Genomic DNA, 15,973 nt, shown 5'->3' with positions numbered 1-15,973 from the left:
ACGCTGCCTGCCTCCGGGTCAAATCGGTGAGCTGGACTTGATTTTCCTTGCGGGTTCTTGTCAGCATCACCGCCCTCCACTGGGGAGCAGCGCGGGTATTAACTATACACACACTCTGCCGGGTTGGCAAAGCCCCGGTTCGGCGGGATGGATCCTGGCCCCCACCTACGGCGTGCCTCTCGGTTCCGAACCCAAACGCCGCAGCCGGGGTCCGCCGTCGGTCGCTTTGCTGGCGCTTAACCAGCAACGCTCCTCCACCGCAGTGAAGGAGCGTCGCGTAAAAGCGGTCATTATGTGAGCGAGCGACCGCACCAAACCCCGGGAACATGAGCGAGCGATCGAACCAAACCCGGGGAACGTGAGCGGGCGCCGGCTACTCAGCCGGGGCGAACCATGCGGCTCCAAGCGGCGGGAGGGTGACGGACAGTGCGGCCGGTTGTCCGTCGGTTCCCGGCGTCGTGGCCTTCAAGGTGCCGGAGTTGATTACCCCGGAACCTCCATAGGATTCGGCATCCGTGTTCAGCACTTCCGTCCACTCCCCTGCTGACGGAACACCCAGGATGTAGTCGTGGTGCGGACCGCCGGAGAAGTTCACCGCACACACCAGGGGCTTGCCGTTGTTGCCCCGGCGGATGAAGGTGAGGACGTTGTGGTCGGCGTCTCCGCCGTTGATCCACTGGAAACCACTGGCCTCGTTGTCCTTCTCGTAGAGGGCAGGCGTGGCTGAATACACCTCGTTGAGGTCCTTGAGCAGGAGCTGCAGGCCGCGGTGCGAGGGGATGTCCGCCAGGAACCAGTCGAGTCCGTGCTGCTCGGACCACTCGGCTTCCTGGCCGAACTCGCTGCCCATGAAGATGAGCTGCTTGCCCGGGTGCGACCACTGGTAGGCGAAGAAGGCACGCAGGTTGGCCAGCTGCTGCCAACGGTCGCCCGGCATCTTGCGCAGCATGGAACCCTTGCCGTGGACAACCTCGTCGTGGCTGATGGGCAGGAGGAAGTTCTCAGTGAACGCGTACACCAGGGAGAAGGTGACGGTGCCGTGGTGCCACTTGCGGTTGATGGGGTCCTCGGAAATGTACTTGAGGGAGTCATGCATCCAGCCCATGTTCCATTTCAAGCCGAAGCCCAGTCCGCCGTGATTGGTAGGTGCCGTAACACCGGGGAATGCCGTGGACTCCTCGGCGATGACGATTGCGCCCGGGTGGGTTTTGTAGACCGTGGCGTTCACTTCCTGCATGAAGGAGATCGCTTCCAGGTTTTCCCGCCCGCCGAATTTGTTCGGGCGCCACTGGCCTTCTTCGCGGGAGTAGTCGAGGTAGATCATGGAGGCCACAGCGTCCACACGCAGGCCGTCGACGTGGAACTCCTCGAGCCAGTACAGCGCATTGGCCACCAGGAAGTTCCGGACCTCGCTGCGTCCAAAGTCGAAGATCAGGGTTCCCCAGTCAGGGTGTTCTCCCAGTGCGGGGTCTGAATGCTCGTAGAGCGGCTGGCCGTCGAACTGTGCCAGTGCCCACGAGTCTTTGGGGAAGTGTGCAGGAACCCAGTCGAGCAGGACGCCGATGCCTGCCTGGTGGAGCGAGTCCACCAGGAACCGGAACTCATCCGGGTGGCCGAAGCGTGACGTCGGAGCAAAGTAGGACGTCACCTGGTAACCCCAGGACCCGCCGAAGGGGTGTTCGGCAACGGGCATGAACTCAACGTGGGTGAAGCCGAGCCACTTCACGTACTCCACGAGTTCCTTGGCGAGTTCCTTGTAGCCAAGGCCCAGGCGCCAGGAGCCCAAGTGGACTTCATAGACGCTCATGGGCGAGTTGTGCGGATCCTTCTTGGCGCGGGCAGCCATCCACTCCGCGTCCTTGAAGCGGTAGCTGGGGTCTACTACGCGCGATGCCGTCAGCGGAGGCACCTCGGTTCCGAATGCCAGCGGGTCAGCTTTCTCGATCCAGTGGCCGGACTTGGTGAGGATTTCGTATTTGTAGCACGCCCCTGCTACAACGCCCGGGATGAAGATTTCCCACACCCCGGAGGAGCCAAGGGACCGCATGCCGTGCGAACGACCATCCCAGCCGTTGAAGTCGCCCTTCACGCGAACAGCCTGGGCGTTCGGAGCCCAGACGGCGAAGGAAACACCGTCCACGGCGCTCAGCGAAGAGCGGTAATGCTGGACGTGCGCCCCCAGGACATCCCAGAGCCGTTCATGGCGGCCCTCCCCGATCAGGTGCAGGTCCACCTCGCCCACGGTAGGCAGGTAATGGTACGGGTCATCGATGGTGACGGGTTCGGCGTCGTACACCACTTCCAAACGGTAGTCCGGCACATGCCCGGCCTGAAGCGGTTCGAGGACCGCTGCCCACACACCGTGTGATTCGTGCTCCATGGGGGTGCGGCCGGCTTCGGTGACTACCGTGACGGTCTTGGCCAGGTGCTTCACCGTCCTGATGGTTACATGGCCGTGGTCATCGAGATGGGCGCCGAGGACCGAGTGCGGCGCGTGGTAAGCGCCGGCCGCCACGCGTTCCAAGGTCTCGGAGTCCACGTGCAGGGGAACTCGGGGCCGTTCGGTACGTGCTGAGCCAGTCATGTCATTACCTTCCGCTGTTGCTGCCGCATGCTTGCCGCGGCTTGTGTTGTCGAGGATTTGTCGCGATGCGTTGACCGGTATCGACAACCAGTCGGGCCGGTTACGCAGCTCGTACACCACCTCGTATAAGGCCTTGTCCAGCCACAATGCCACAAAGAGCGGCGACTGGCGGTCAATGGTTCCAGGGGTGACGTCGCTGTACCCCTCGATGAAGGCTGCGGCGCAGTCATCCACCCAGTTTTCCGGCACCTTCGCCTCGGGGTTCTCCCGAATGGCTGCCCCGGCTGCGTAGTCGAACGAGCGCAACATGCCGGTGACGTCCCGCAAGGGAAGGTCGGGGTTGTTGCGCTCATCGATGGTCCGGAGCGGCTCACCCTCGAAGTCCAGGATGGCCCAGCGGCCCGGCTCCCCCGATGCGCCGGGAACCTGCAGGATCTGGCCCAGGTGGAGGTCGCCATGGATGCGCTGCAATTGGCCAACGGACTGTGGATCGAGCGCGGACAGCAGCTCTTCAAGACTTACGTCATAAGGCCCGACGGCGGTTGACGCCTCAGCCCACGATTGCCGGACACGCCGGGCAAGGGTTGCGATGATGTCGGAGCCCTGCTCCTGGCCATCGTGGGTGCCAAAGGTCTCCGCCAGCCTGGCGTGGACCGTGGCCGTGGCCTTTCCCAGCCCACGGGCTTCGTCCGTGAAATCCTTGCCGGCCGCTGCCGCGTCAACAGCCAGGCGCCAAGCGTCCAGGCCACCGCTCAGGAATTCGTGCGCAACCGTCAGCTCGCCGGATGACTCCGCAACGGACTCCCCAGCATTGGTTTTCGACGCCGGCCCGTGCCACGAGCCCGTGATCCACCCCAACGTCGCGGGAACCTCGCGGGTGTCCGCGGCTGTCAGGGCGGCGCCCAGCTCCACTTCCGGGTTCTTGCCAGCTGAGAGGACGCGGAAGATTTTCACGATCGCGGCCGACTCGCCGTCGTCGATTATGACGGACGTGTTGGACTGCTCACCGGACAGTACCCGCACCGATACCGGAGTTCCCGGGAGCGGAACGCGTCCATGGGTGAGGTGGCCCTGGACCGAAGCCACGGCTCCTTCGCTGCGCATCAGTTGCAGCCAGGCCGAAATAAATCCGGGATCGTAGACGGCGTCGTACACCAGGCGAAGGCCAGGATCCGTGATCTCACCCAGGAGGGCCGTCGGCGCGTCAACCAGCGGCTGGCTGTGGAAGCTCAGCGGTACCTGCACGACGTCGGTCCGCGGGCCGCCGTCGGCCGTCCTGTGGGTGACGGCCAGCAGCAAGACCTCCAGTTCGGCGTCGCCGCCGCCTGGAAGCCGGAAGCTGCCCACTTGCTCCAGCGCAAAGTCGGGGCTCTTGACCGGGAACCAGCGTTTGCCGGGAAGCCATGCCCGGAGAAGTCCTTCAACGGAGGGGTTCAAGTTGTCCTTGTTCATCTCATCCTTTGGAGGTCACCACTGGAATCGCCTGGGTAAAAGGCGACGAGGGATTGGAAAATGCCGAGCGGACCCGCAGCCAGTAAAAGCTATGGCTGCCCAGCATCACGGTCAGATGACCGTTGTCACCAACGGCCGGAAAAGGCTGGCCGCCGAAAATATCGCGCAGGCCGCGGCCCGCGAACTCGGGAATATCCAGCGTTGCCGCCACCGGGTGCTGGGAAAGGTTGAAGACGCACAGAATGGTTTCCGCGTCCGCGCCTTCCGGGTTTCCCGCCGGCAGCTCCCGGACGTAGGCCAGCACCACCTCATGATCAGCTTCGATGTGGCGGAACCCGCCCAGGCCAAACACGGGATGGTTCTTGCGGACACTGAGGATCTGCCGGGTCCACCGCAGGAGCGAACCGGAATGAGCGGCTTCGGCCTCGACATTGGCCATGCTGTAGTTGTAAACCAGCGACTGGATCACCGGCAGGTACAGCTTGCCCGGGTCGGCAGAGGAGAAGCCCGCATTGCGGTCGGGGTTCCACTGCATGGGCGTGCGGACGGCGTCGCGGTCATCGAGCCAGATGTTGTCGCCCATGCCGATCTCGTCCCCGTAGTAGAGGAAGGGACTGCCGGGCAGGGACAACAACAAAGCGTTGATGAGTTCGATCTCTGCCCGGGAGTTGTCCAGGAGCGGAGCCAGACGGCGGCGGATTCCTATGTTCGCCCTCATGCGCGGGTCCGGGGCATACCAGCCAAGCATCGCCGCGCGTTCCTCCGCGGGAACCATCTCGAGTGTCAGTTCGTCGTGGTTCCGCAGGAACGTTCCCCACTGCGCGCCCCGCGGAATCTCGGGGGTATCACGCAACGTCTCAATGATGGGCGCAGCCTTTTGGTCCCGCAGGGCGTAGTACAGCCTGGGCATGATCGGGAAGTGAAAGGCCATATGGCACTCCGGGGCTTCGTCGGTGCCGAAGTATTCCACCACTTCGTGCGGCGGCTGGTTGGCCTCCGCGATGATGACCCTGCCCGGATAGTTCTCGTCCACCATGCGGCGGAGGTCCTGGAGGAACGTGTGGGTCGCCGGAAGGTTCTCGCAGTTGGTCCCTTCCTCCTCGAAAAGGTAGGGAATGGCGTCAGCGCGGAAACCGTCGATGCCTTGGTCCAGCCAAAAGCGGATGACGTCGTACAGCGCCTCGATGACTTTGGGATTCTCGAAGTTCAGGTCCGGCTGGTGGCTGAAGAACCGGTGCCAGAAGAATTGCCGCCGGATGGGATCGAACGTCCAGTTGGACTCTTCGGTGTCGACGAAGATGATGCGGGCGTCCTGGTATTTTTCGTCCGTGTCACTCCACACGTAGAAATCCCCGTAGGGTCCCGTGGGATCCTTCCGGGATTCCTGGAACCAGGGGTGCTGGTCCGAAGTGTGATTCAAAGGAAGGTCGATGATGACCCGTACGCCACGGGCGTGGGCTTCGGCCACCAGCCGCTTGAAGTCGCTGATGGTACCGAATTCATCCAGGACGGACGTGTAGTCGGCAATGTCGTAGCCGCCGTCGCGCAACGGGGAATGGAAGAACGGCGGCAGCCAGAGACAATCGACGCCCAGCCACTGGAGGTAATCCAGTTTGTCGATCAATCCTTGGAAATCGCCGGAACCATCCCCGTTGGCGTCCGCAAAAGCCCGCACCAAGACTTCATAGAAGACTGCCTTGCGGTACCAGAGCGGATCATGCTGGAGACCGGGGGCATTCAACTCGAAGGTGTTCTTCGGAGTGAAGTACTGGGTGGGGTTCTGCGGGGAAAAACTCACTAAGGCAGCCTCCTGATGCTCAGGACGTGTGCCGGCTCAACGTGGGCATCCAGGCGGACGTAGTTGTGTTCCCCCCACCACCAGCTCTGTCCGCTGATGAGGTCATCGACGCGGAACTGTCCGTTTTCGTTGAGGTCGGCCGGGTCCAGCGCAAGGGCCGCGAGGTCCAGCGACACAGTGCTTTCGCGGGTACTGTGCGGATCCACGTTGACCACGATGATCAAGGTGTCCTTGGTGCCATCGGGCAAGGTCTTGTGCTTCGAGTAGACGATCGTGGCGTCATCCGTGCTGCGGTGGATGGTCAGGTTCTGCAGGTCGCCCAACGCCAGGTGGTCCTTGCGGATGGTGTTGAGCCGGGTGATGTAGGGGGCCAGCGTACGTCCGGATTCGGCCGCGCCTTCCCAGTCCCGGGCCTTGTACTCGTACTTCTCGTTGTCGATGTACTCCTCGGCGCCGGGCCGTGCCACGTGCTCGTACAGCTCATAGCCTGCATAGACACCCCATAGCGGGCTGGCTGTCGCGGCGAGGACTGCACGGATCTTGAAGGCCGCCGGGCCGCCGTACTGCAGGTACTCGGTGAGGATGTCCGGGGTGTTGACGAAGAAGTTCGGGCGGAAATACGCCGGGCTCACATGGCTGACCTCGTAGAAGTACTCTTCCAGCTCGGCCTTGGTGTTCCGCCAGGTGAAGTACGTGTAGGACTGCTGGAATCCGGCCCGGCCCAGGGCGTGCATCATGGGCGGGCGTGTGAAGGCCTCCGCCAGGAACACCACCTCGGGGTTCTTCTTGTTGATCTTCCCGATCAACCATTCCCAGAACCACACGGGCTTGGTGTGGGGGTTGTCCACGCGGAAGACCTTGACCCCGTGGCTGATCCACAACTGCACGATGCGCAGGATTTCCTTGGACAGGCCTACGGGATCGTTGTCGAAGTTCAGGGGGTAGATGTCCTGGTACTTCTTCGGAGGGTTTTCGGCGTAGGCGATCGAACCGTCCACGCGGGTGGTGAACCATTCGGGGTTGGACGTGACCCAGGGGTGGTCCGGAGCTGCCTGCAAGGCCAGGTCCAGAGCCACCTCCAGGCCAAGCTCATTGGCGCGGGCGACGAAGGCGTCGAAGTCCTCGAACGTTCCCAGCTCAGGGTGGATGGCATCGTGGCCGCCATCCTTGGAACCAATGGCCCACGGCGAGCCCGGATCCTGGGGCCCTGGCGTCAACGTGTTGTTGCGGCCCTTGCGGTGCTGGAAGCCGATCGGGTGGATGGGCGGCAGGTAGATGACGTCGAAGCCCATCTCCGCCACGGCGTCGAGCCGCCTGGCCGCCGTGCGGAAGTTGCCGGAGGTCCACACACCCGTCGAGTGGTCCAGCACGGCGCCTTCGGAGCGCGGAAAGAATTCGTACCAGGAGCCGCGGCCGGCCAAGTCCCGTTCCACCTGCAGCGGGAACTGCTCAGAGACCGTCACCAGTTCACGAATCGGCAGACGCTCGACGGCGGCAAGCACCTCGGGGCTGAAACCGGCGCCAAGGCGCTCCTCGGCAGACTTGGTGGTGTCGGCGAGCGCGACGGAAGCGGCACGCAGGGTGCGCTTTTCAGCACCGGTGCGTCCGGCGTCGTCGGCTGCTCCCGACAGAAGGGCCGCACCTTCGGCGAGCATCAACTCAACGTCAATGCCGGCGGCGACCTTAACCTCGGCATTGTGGTGCCACGTACCGTAGCGGTCGTGCCAGGCCTCGATAACGAACGACCACGCACCTGTTCCGCTGGGGGTGATCAGGCCTTCCCAGCGGTCAAGGCCCTTCCACTGCTCGCCCTGGGCCGGGGCGAGCCGCACGCGCTGGCGCTCCTTGCCCCTGGGGTCAAGCAGGACGGCGGATACGCCCAGCTGGTCGTGCCCTTCACGGAAGACCGTGGCGCCAACCACGAGGTCCTCTCCAGGCAAGGCCTTCGCCGGGAAACGGCCACCTTCCACCACCGGCTGCACGGCCGTGATGGGAAACCGGCCGAAGCGAAGTCCGTCGGTGATGTCCGTTGTCGTCTTGGATTTCAGAACGGTGGTGGTTCGCGCAGTTTTCGTCACAACCATGACGTTAGCGAGAAAAATCACAGAATGCTAAGCAAACGAGGTTTCTACTCGACGCAAGATGACATTTACCTAAAAGAAACCCGATCCTGTTCCGACTGCCATGTGAGTCGGTTAGTGTGGCGCTCGTGAAGGCAATTCGAAGGTTTACAGTCCGTACCGTCCTCCCCGAGCCCATCCGGCCACTGGCCCGATTGGCGACCAACTTGCGCTGGTCCTGGCACCGGCCAACCCGGGAACTCTTTGCGAGCATCAACCCCGGCCTGTGGGAGGCAGCCCAGCACGACCCCATAGCCCTTCTCGGATCGATCAGCCGCGAACAGCTGCAGGACCTGGCCAACAACGGCGAAGTAGTGGAACGCGTGCAGGCTGCGGCTGCGGACCTTGACCGCTACCTCAGCGAACCGCGCTGGTACCAGGGCCTCGGCCAGGACGCTCCGGCGTGCATTGCCTACTTCTCCCCCGAGTTCGGCATCACGGAAGTTCTCCCGCAGTACTCGGGCGGCCTGGGCATCCTCGCCGGCGACCACCTCAAGGCAGCTTCGGACCTCGGCGTGCCGCTGATCGGCGTCGGGCTCCTCTACCAGGCCGGCTACTTCAAGCAGTCACTGTCCCGCGACGCCTGGCAGCAGGAAACCTACCCCGTCCTGGATCCCGACGGCCTCCCGCTGACCCTGCTCCGCCACCCGGCCAAGGACGGCGGCCAGGGCAAGCCGGTCCACATTTCCCTGCCGCTGCCCAACGGCCGCGAGCTGCACGCGCACGTGTGGCGTGCCGACGTCGGACGCGTTCCGCTGCTGCTGCTGGACTCCAACGTCCCCTCGAACGACGAAGCCGCGCGCGGCATCACCGACCGGCTCTACGGCGGCGGCGGCGACCACCGCCTGCAGCAGGAACTGCTCCTGGGCATGGGTGGCGTCAAGGCCCTGCGCGTCTACCAGGAACTGACAGGGACCCCTGCGCCCGAGGTCTTCCACACCAACGAGGGACACGCCGGATTCCTGGGGATTGAACGCATCCAGGAAGCCATGTCCGACCCCGAGCACCCCCTCAGCTGGGAAGAAGCCCTTGCTGCCGGCCGTGCGTCCACCGTGTTCACCACGCACACGCCCGTACCTGCCGGCATCGACCGTTTCGAGGCGCTGCAGATCAAGCACTTCTTCGACGCCGGACTGGCGCCGGCCGTGCCCACGGAACGGATCCTGGAGCTCGGCCGCGAAAACTACGACGGCGGCAACCCCTCGGTCTTCAACATGGCCGTGATGGGCCTGCGCCTGGCGCAGCGTGCCAACGGCGTGGCCAAGCTGCACGGTGTGGTGTCCCGCGAAATGTTCTCCGGCCTGTGGCCAGGGTTCGACCATTCCGAAATTCCGATCACCTCCGTCACCAACGGTGTCCACGTCCCCACCTGGGTGGATCCGCGGATTTCCTCCCTGGCACGTCACCAGTTCGGGGCTGAAGCCGAAGCGTTGGGTCGCTGGGACCTGGCCTACAACGTCAGCGACGAGGACGTCTGGGGCCTCCGCCGTGAACTCCGCACACAGCTCATCGAAGACGTCCGACGCCGGCTCCGGGCTTCCTGGAAGAAACGCGGAGCTGCCGATGCCGAGCTGGGTTGGACCGACTCCGTCCTGGACCCGGATGTGCTCACCATCGGCTTTGCCCGCCGCGTGCCAACGTACAAGCGGCTTACCCTCATGCTGCGCGACCCCGCACGGCTGAAGGCCTTGCTGCTCGATCCCAAGCACCCCATCCAGCTGGTCATCGCCGGTAAGTCGCACCCGGCAGATGACGCAGGCAAGAAGATGATCCAGGACCTGGTCCGTTTCACCGACGACCCCGACGTCCGGCACAGGATCGTGTTCCTGCCGAACTACGACATCGCCATGGCACGGACGCTGTTCCCGGGCTGCGACGTATGGCTCAACAACCCGCTGCGTCCCCTGGAAGCCTGCGGCACGTCCGGCATGAAGGCCGCGATCAACGGCTCGCTCAACCTCTCCGTGCTGGACGGCTGGTGGGATGAGATGTACGACGGCGAGAACGGCTGGGCCATCCCGACGGCCAACAACGGCGCATCCGCTGACGAACGGGACGACATCGAGGCCGCGGCGCTCTATGAGCTGCTTGAAACCCAGGTGGCACCGCGCTTCTACGGCACCACGGTTGCCCAGGGCGCCGGAGCCGCAGGCCCCTCCGAGTCCAGCCACGAGACCGTGCCGACCCACTGGGTCTCCATGATCAAGCACACGCTCGCCCACCTCGGCCCCGCCGTTTCGGCCGAACGGATGCTCCACGACTACGTCAACAACCTCTACTGCCCGGCCGCGGTGTCAGGTCGCAGGGCCGTTGCCGAGTCTTTCAAGGAGGCCAAGGAACTCGCAGCCTGGACGTCAAAGGTTCGCGAGGCGTGGCCCCAGGTTGTAGTGGAACACGTTGACTCGGTCGGCGTCTCCGAGGAACCCCAAGTGGGCGACAGCCTGCAGGTCAACGCCTACGTCGCGCTGAACAACCTGACGCCCGACGACGTCTCCGTGGAAGTGGCATTCGGCCGTGCGGAGGAATCCGACGAACTCGAAGACATCGTCGTGGCGGAGCTGGACCCGGTGGAGGACCTCGGAAACGGGCGGCACCTGTTCAACGGCTCGCTGGTCATCAACCGCTCAGGCTCCTTCGGCTACACCGTCCGGGTCTTCCCGAAGCACTCGGCGTTGGCGTCCAAGGCTGAACTTGGGTTGATCGCGAACGCCTAGTCCCAATCACGTCGGTGGCCCGCTTTTCCGTTGTTGCCCAACAACGGAAAAGCGGGCCACCGACGTTTTAGTGCTCGAAAACTGCGATGATCGCCAGGTCACGGCCTGCGTAGCGCTCTGCGTCCTGCAGGATTTCGCACACAACGCCGAAGGAACGGTCCGTGCGGTAGGCGGCGGGGACCTGCCAGATCATGGTGACGGGGCTGCCGTCGTCCTCTGACAGGGCATCTGCGTAGTCGTGGAGGGAATCGTTCAGGGCATCCAAGTTCACGCCGTAGTACTCGGGGAAGTCCAGGACCTGGCCAAAGACCTCCAGGACTGCCTGCTTGGTGGTTGCCGGTGGCACAAGGACTGTCCTGCGGCCTGCGTCGGAAACCTGCTCCTGAAGTTCCTCCACGGTCCAGGTGTCTGCTGAGTAGATCTTCATGGGCTCCTCTATGTGTCCTCGGCTACTTGTCCTCGACGATGAACGCGAACGACTCGTAATGGTCCGGCGTGTAGTACTTCGCGGCGTCCTTACCCACGATGATCCGCCGCGCTCCGCGATCCGATTCCCCCGGGGTGGGCACGGTGTACTCCTTGTAGAAACCCCCAGGCTTCTTGGGCAGCAGGCCCTCGAAATTGCCGAAGTTCACGCCGTCACGGTCGTAAGGATACGGGCCCCCTTTGGCGATCAATGCCAGAGTTTGGCGGGCTTCCTTCGGCAGCTGCGAGGCGTTGATGGAGGGCAGGCCGGAGGGGTTCTCCACAGCCGACGGGGCCGCGGTCTTCCCAGGCACGGCGGCCGTTGACGTGGGCAAAGGGCCAGGTGTCGGCGTTGTGGTTTGGACGCTTGGCGCCGGTGACGGCGCCGTCAGCGCGCCTCCGCCCACCATGGCAACAACCAGCACGACGACGGCGATCACCAGTCCCGCGAAAGCCACCAGTTTGCTGCGGCTGCGGTTCATGCGGAGAACTCCCTGTGCTTGGTACCTAAGTGCGGTAGATGTTGATGGTGTTGGCTTGCAGGATATCCCGCTCGCCGCTGGCCACCAACGCGCCCTTCCGGCGGTCGTGCAGCACTGAGGTGGTGAAGCGGAGTTCGAACATGCGCTTGCCGATGCCCGACTCACTCAGGATCTCCGGAAGCACCATCTTCACGTCGTGGTTGTTGCCGTTAACCACAATCAGCCCGCGGATCTCGCTGTCCTCATGGCCCATCAGCAGCTGGACGGCACGAACACCGGGATCGTTCCAGCGTGCCGGCGTCATCCGCTGACCCTTGTCATCGAACCACTGAAGGCTGGAGCTGTTGGCTTGGCCGGGGAAGCTCTCCGGCTGGTGGCGGAGGAACCAGCGGCGCAGCCTGACCAGCTCCCGGGTAGTCCGGAACATGGCGTTGGCTTCCTGGGTCCGGCTCCAGTCCAACCAGGCCGTGGGGTTGTCCTGGCAGTAGGCGTTGTTGTTGCCCTGCTGGGTGCGGCCCAGTTCGTCACCGGCAGTGATCATGGGAACGCCGATGGAGATCAGCAACGTGGCCATCAGGTTCCGGATCGACAAGGCCCGCGCCGCAACGATGGCCTCGTTCTCACTACGACCTTCCACCCCGTGGTTGTAGCTGCGGTTGTCTCCGTGGCCATCGCGGTTTTGCTCGCCGTTGGCCTCATTGTGCTTGCGGTCGTAGCTGACCAGGTCCTTGAGGGTGAAGCCATCGTGGGCCGTAATGAAGTTCACCGACGCCAAGCGCGTGCGGCCCGAGGAACCGAAGAGGTTTGCGGACCCCGCCATCAGCTCGGCCAACGACGCCACCGAACCCCCATGGCCACCGGATTCCATGGCGGCACGGTCCGAAAGCCAGAAACTGCGGACACCGTCCCGGAAGTGGTCGTTCCAATCAGACCAACCCTGCGGGAAGCGGCCCGTCTGCCAGCCGCCGTAGCCCACGTCCCACGGCTCGGAAATCAGCTTGACCTCCGACAAAACCGGGTCCTCCGCAATGGCCTGCAGGAAGGGGTGGCCGGGATCGAAGGTGTTTCCAGCGTCGCGGCACAAAGTCACCGCGAGGTCGAAGCGGAAACCATCCACATGGAACTCGTTGACCCAGTAGCGCAGGGAATCGAGCGCAAGGTCCACCACCACGGGTTCACTGAAATCCAGCGTGTTGCCGCACCCCGTAGTGTCCAGGTAGCGTCCATGGGCATCATGGCGGTAGTAGCGTTTCTCCCCCAGACCCCGGAAGCTCAGGACCGGTCCGTCGGGGCCGGCTTCAGCGGTGTGGTTGTAAACCACGTCCAGGATGACTTCGATCCCGGCCGCATGCAGCAGCTTCACCATGCCCTTGAGTTCGTCCTGCACGGCATGTGGACCTGCATTGCGTGCAGCTTCCGTGGCGTAGTCGGCGTGCGGAGCGAAGAAGGCGGCGGTGTTGTAGCCCCAGTAGTTGGTCATGCCGAGGTCCTGGAGGTGCGATTCATCCAGGTGGAAGTGGATGGGAAGCAGCTGCACCGCAGTGATGCCGAGCTCGGTGAGGTGTTGGATCATCACCGGATGCGCCATGCCGGCGTAGGTGCCGCGCAGGTGCTCGGGAATCTCCGGGTGGAGCATTGTCTGGCCCCGGACGTGGGCCTCGTAAATGACGGACGTCCGCATCGGGGTACGCGGCGGCTGGTCGTTGCCCCAATCGAAGCCAGTGTCCACGTGGACGCTTGTCAGGAGCTCGCCACGTTGGTCCACGGCCCGCCCGTAGGGGTCCAGCAGCAGCGGCTGCCGGTCGTCGTCGTCGAGGTCCAGCGCCGGAACCGGCATCGGAAGCCCACCCTCGGACGGCGCGGCCCGGAAGCCGTAGCGCGTTCCCGGAGGCAATCCGCCGACCAGCCCGAAATGCACATCGTTTTCCGTGTTGGGAAGGATCTGGGCACGCCATGATTCGCCCGGCGCCTGGAACACGATCTCCACCCGTTCCAGGTCCGGCGCGAAAACGGCCACGTTCACTTCATGGTTTTGCGCTCTCTCCGCATGAGGAAGAGCGGGCTGGGGTGCGCTCAGTCCGAGGGGTCGTGGCCGTGAGGCATCGACGGCGGCTTCTGTGTCAAAGATAGGCATAACCATTGAAGGCAAGTTTAGTTCCACGCCCGGTATGTGCGGCCTTGGCGGCCCATATGACGACGAACTGCCTCCTGATTTCATAACTTGGCATACTGGGAGGCAGAGAATTGGAGGTTCTATCGTGCGCGTGGCACTCGCCCAAGTCATCTCCGGCCGCGACCTGGCCGAAAACCTGCGGCTCCTGGAGGAGTATGCGAGGCGCGCCAAGGACGGTGGCGCCGAGCTGGTGGTCTTTCCCGAAGCCATGATGCGCGCGTTCGGAAACTCGTTGCTGGACATCGCTGAGCCCCTGGATGGGCCGTGGGCGGCCAAGGTTCGCGCCATCGCGGAGGAACTGCAACTGGTCATCGTCGCGGGCATGTTCACACCTGGCGCTGCTACGGAGACCGGAGCACCCCGTGTACGCAACACCCTTCTGGCCACCGGCCCGGGCGTGGAAGCCAGCTACGACAAGGTCCATCTTTTCGACGCCTTTGGCTTTGCGGAGTCGGACACAGTTGAGGCCGGTACAGAACCAGTAACGTTCGACGCCGGTGGCCTCACCTTCGGATTGGCCACCTGCTACGACATCCGGTTCCCGGCCCTCTTCACTGCCAACGCGGAACGAGGGGCTGTGGTGAACATTGTGTCGGCATCATGGGGAGCCGGTCCGGGGAAGGCCGATCAGTGGCAACTCCTGGCCCGGGCGCGGGCTGTGGACACCACCACGTTCGTCCTCGCGTGCGGCCAGGGCGACCCCGCCACCCAGGGCGTCGAAGCAAAAGGGACGGCACCCACTGGTGTCGGGTACTCCGCCGTCGTGTCTCCCTTCGGGCAGGTCCTGGAAGCCCTTGAAGGCGAGCCGGGGCTGATCTTCGCAGACCTCGACGCCTCCGTGGTGGACGACGCCCGTCAGAAGCTCCCGGTCCTGGCCAACCGCCGCAACTTCTGACCCTCTCTCACATCCCCCAGGCTTCCCGCCGACGCTCGCGCACATCCCCCGGGCCTCCCGCCAACGCTCGCGCACATCCCCCGGACAATGAGCGTGAGGCGGCTACCGCCATCGTGTCTTCGCGACCGAATCGCGCGGGACGTGAGAGAGCGACGCCACCAAACCCGCGGAACGTGAGCGAGCGATACACCCAAACCCGCGGAACGTGAGAGAGCGATGGTATGCAAAAGGCGGCGGCCGCGTCAGCGACCACCGCCCTTAAGCAGCGTTCACTACGCGGAGCGCTGCCGGGAGACCTCGTACAGCGAGATTCCAACGGCCATGGAGGCGTTGAGCGATTCCATGGCCGAGTCGATCGGGATGGAGACGATCTGGTCGCAGTTTTCGCGAACCAAACGGCTCAGGCCCTTGCCCTCGGAACCAACCACGATGCAGACCGGCTCGGTGGCAACCGTCAGGTCGGGCAGTGAGACGTCGCCGTCGCCATCCAGGCCAAGGACGTAGATGCCCATGTTCTTGAACTGCTTGAGGGCGTTGTTGAGGTTCGACGCGCGGGCCACCGGTACGCGGACAGCGGCACCGGCGCTGGTCTTCCAGGCGGACGCCGTAACCCCCACCGAACGACGCTCGGGCACGATCACGCCGTGACCACTGAAAGCGGACACGGAACGGATGATGGCGCCGAGGTTGCGGGGATCGGTAATGCCGTCCAGTGCCACGAAGATCGGGGCGTTGGAGATGTGCCCCTTCTTCCACTTCTCCACGGTTTGCTCCGCGAGCTCGTACGCGTCTTCGTACTCGTACGGCGGGATCTGCAAAACGAGTCCCTGGTGGACGGCGTCCTCGGTCATCCGGTCCAGCTCGGGCTTGCCGGTCTCCAGCAGGGGGATACCGCGCTCGGCTGCGAGCTTGAGGGATTCCTTGACGCGGTCATCCATTTCGATGCGGATGGCAACGTGCAGCGCCTTGGCCGGGATACCCGCGCGCAGGGCTTCCACCACGGAGTTGCGGCCAGTGACCAGTTCCTCGGTGGCACGGCCCTTCGGACCCGAGCGTGCGCCGCCGCTGGGACGTGCGGCTCCGCGCTTGGCGGCCGAACGCTCCGCGAGCTGCTTGTTCTTGTACGCCTTGTGGTAGACGCGGTCTTCCGCCTTGGGAGTGGGACCCTTGCCTTCGAGAGCCTTGCGGCCGTGACCTCCGGTACCAGCGGAGGGGCCCTTCTTCTTCTTGACCGACCGGTTACCGTTGTTGGCCATGGGGTTCCATCCTTGATTTTGTGAGTAAGTCTGG

Annotated in this window: 9 protein-coding genes; 2 read left to right on the top strand and 7 right to left on the bottom strand. The window is 64.0% G+C overall.

The annotated features are described in order from the left end of the window. Positions 1–373: 373 nt before the first annotated feature. The 3 genes from PQ627_RS18350 to PQ627_RS18340 are packed head-to-tail and all read right to left on the bottom strand — an operon-like array spanning position 374 to position 7,918. Entirely contained in the window at positions 374–4,036 is a 3,663-nt protein-coding gene (locus tag PQ627_RS18350; RefSeq protein WP_274262811.1) for a 1,4-alpha-glucan branching enzyme, read from the bottom strand. A 1-nt stretch (position 4,037) separates the two neighbouring features. Next, entirely contained in the window at positions 4,038–5,834 is a 1,797-nt protein-coding gene (treS, locus tag PQ627_RS18345) for a maltose alpha-D-glucosyltransferase (protein ID WP_144661638.1), read from the bottom strand. Beyond that, the gene (locus tag PQ627_RS18340) at positions 5,834–7,918 is read right to left on the bottom strand and encodes an alpha-1,4-glucan--maltose-1-phosphate maltosyltransferase (RefSeq protein WP_274262810.1); all 2,085 of its coding nucleotides are present in this window, start codon (positions 7,916–7,918) and stop codon (positions 5,834–5,836) included. Before PQ627_RS18340 ends, treS begins: the two co-directional genes overlap by 1 nt. Positions 7,919–8,043: 125 nt before the next feature. Here PQ627_RS18340 and glgP point away from each other — a divergent pair, with 125 nt between their 5' ends. Then, the gene (gene glgP / locus PQ627_RS18335) at positions 8,044–10,668 is read left to right on the top strand and encodes an alpha-glucan family phosphorylase (protein ID WP_274262809.1); all 2,625 of its coding nucleotides are present in this window, start codon (positions 8,044–8,046) and stop codon (positions 10,666–10,668) included. 67 nt (positions 10,669–10,735) lie between these two features. On the opposite strand, the gene PQ627_RS18330 is transcribed toward glgP, so the two are convergent. Genes PQ627_RS18330 through glgX form a run of 3 tightly spaced genes read right to left on the bottom strand, consistent with a single transcriptional unit; the run spans position 10,736 to position 13,755 of the window. After that, positions 10,736–11,095: a barstar family protein gene (locus PQ627_RS18330; RefSeq protein WP_274262808.1), complete on the bottom strand. Its 360-nt coding sequence runs from the start codon at positions 11,093–11,095 to the stop codon at positions 10,736–10,738. A 22-nt stretch (positions 11,096–11,117) separates the two neighbouring features. Further along, positions 11,118–11,615 carry a ribonuclease domain-containing protein gene (locus PQ627_RS18325; RefSeq protein WP_274262807.1) on the bottom strand — a complete coding sequence of 166 codons (498 nt, stop codon included), beginning with the start codon at positions 11,613–11,615 and terminating at the stop codon, positions 11,118–11,120. A 25-nt stretch (positions 11,616–11,640) separates the two neighbouring features. Further along, a complete protein-coding gene (glgX, locus tag PQ627_RS18320; protein WP_274262806.1) occupies positions 11,641–13,755 on the bottom strand; it encodes a glycogen debranching protein GlgX in 2,115 nt (704 codons plus the stop codon). 118 nt (positions 13,756–13,873) lie between these two features. On the opposite strand from glgX, the gene PQ627_RS18315 reads away from it, so the two are divergent. After that, entirely contained in the window at positions 13,874–14,683 is an 810-nt protein-coding gene (locus PQ627_RS18315) for a carbon-nitrogen hydrolase family protein (protein ID WP_144661632.1), read from the top strand. Between the two features lie 272 nt (positions 14,684–14,955). On the opposite strand, the gene rlmB is transcribed toward PQ627_RS18315, so the two are convergent. Next, positions 14,956–15,939, bottom strand: a complete 984-nt coding sequence (gene rlmB / locus PQ627_RS18310; protein WP_274262805.1) for a 23S rRNA (guanosine(2251)-2'-O)-methyltransferase RlmB — start codon at positions 15,937–15,939, stop codon at positions 14,956–14,958. Positions 15,940–15,973: the final 34 nt, after the last annotated feature.

It is taken from the genome of Paenarthrobacter sp. AB444, from assembly GCF_028736865.1.
Lineage (GTDB): Bacteria > Actinomycetota > Actinomycetes > Actinomycetales > Micrococcaceae > Arthrobacter > Arthrobacter nicotinovorans_B.
This window is presented reverse-complemented; position numbering and strand designations above follow the sequence as displayed.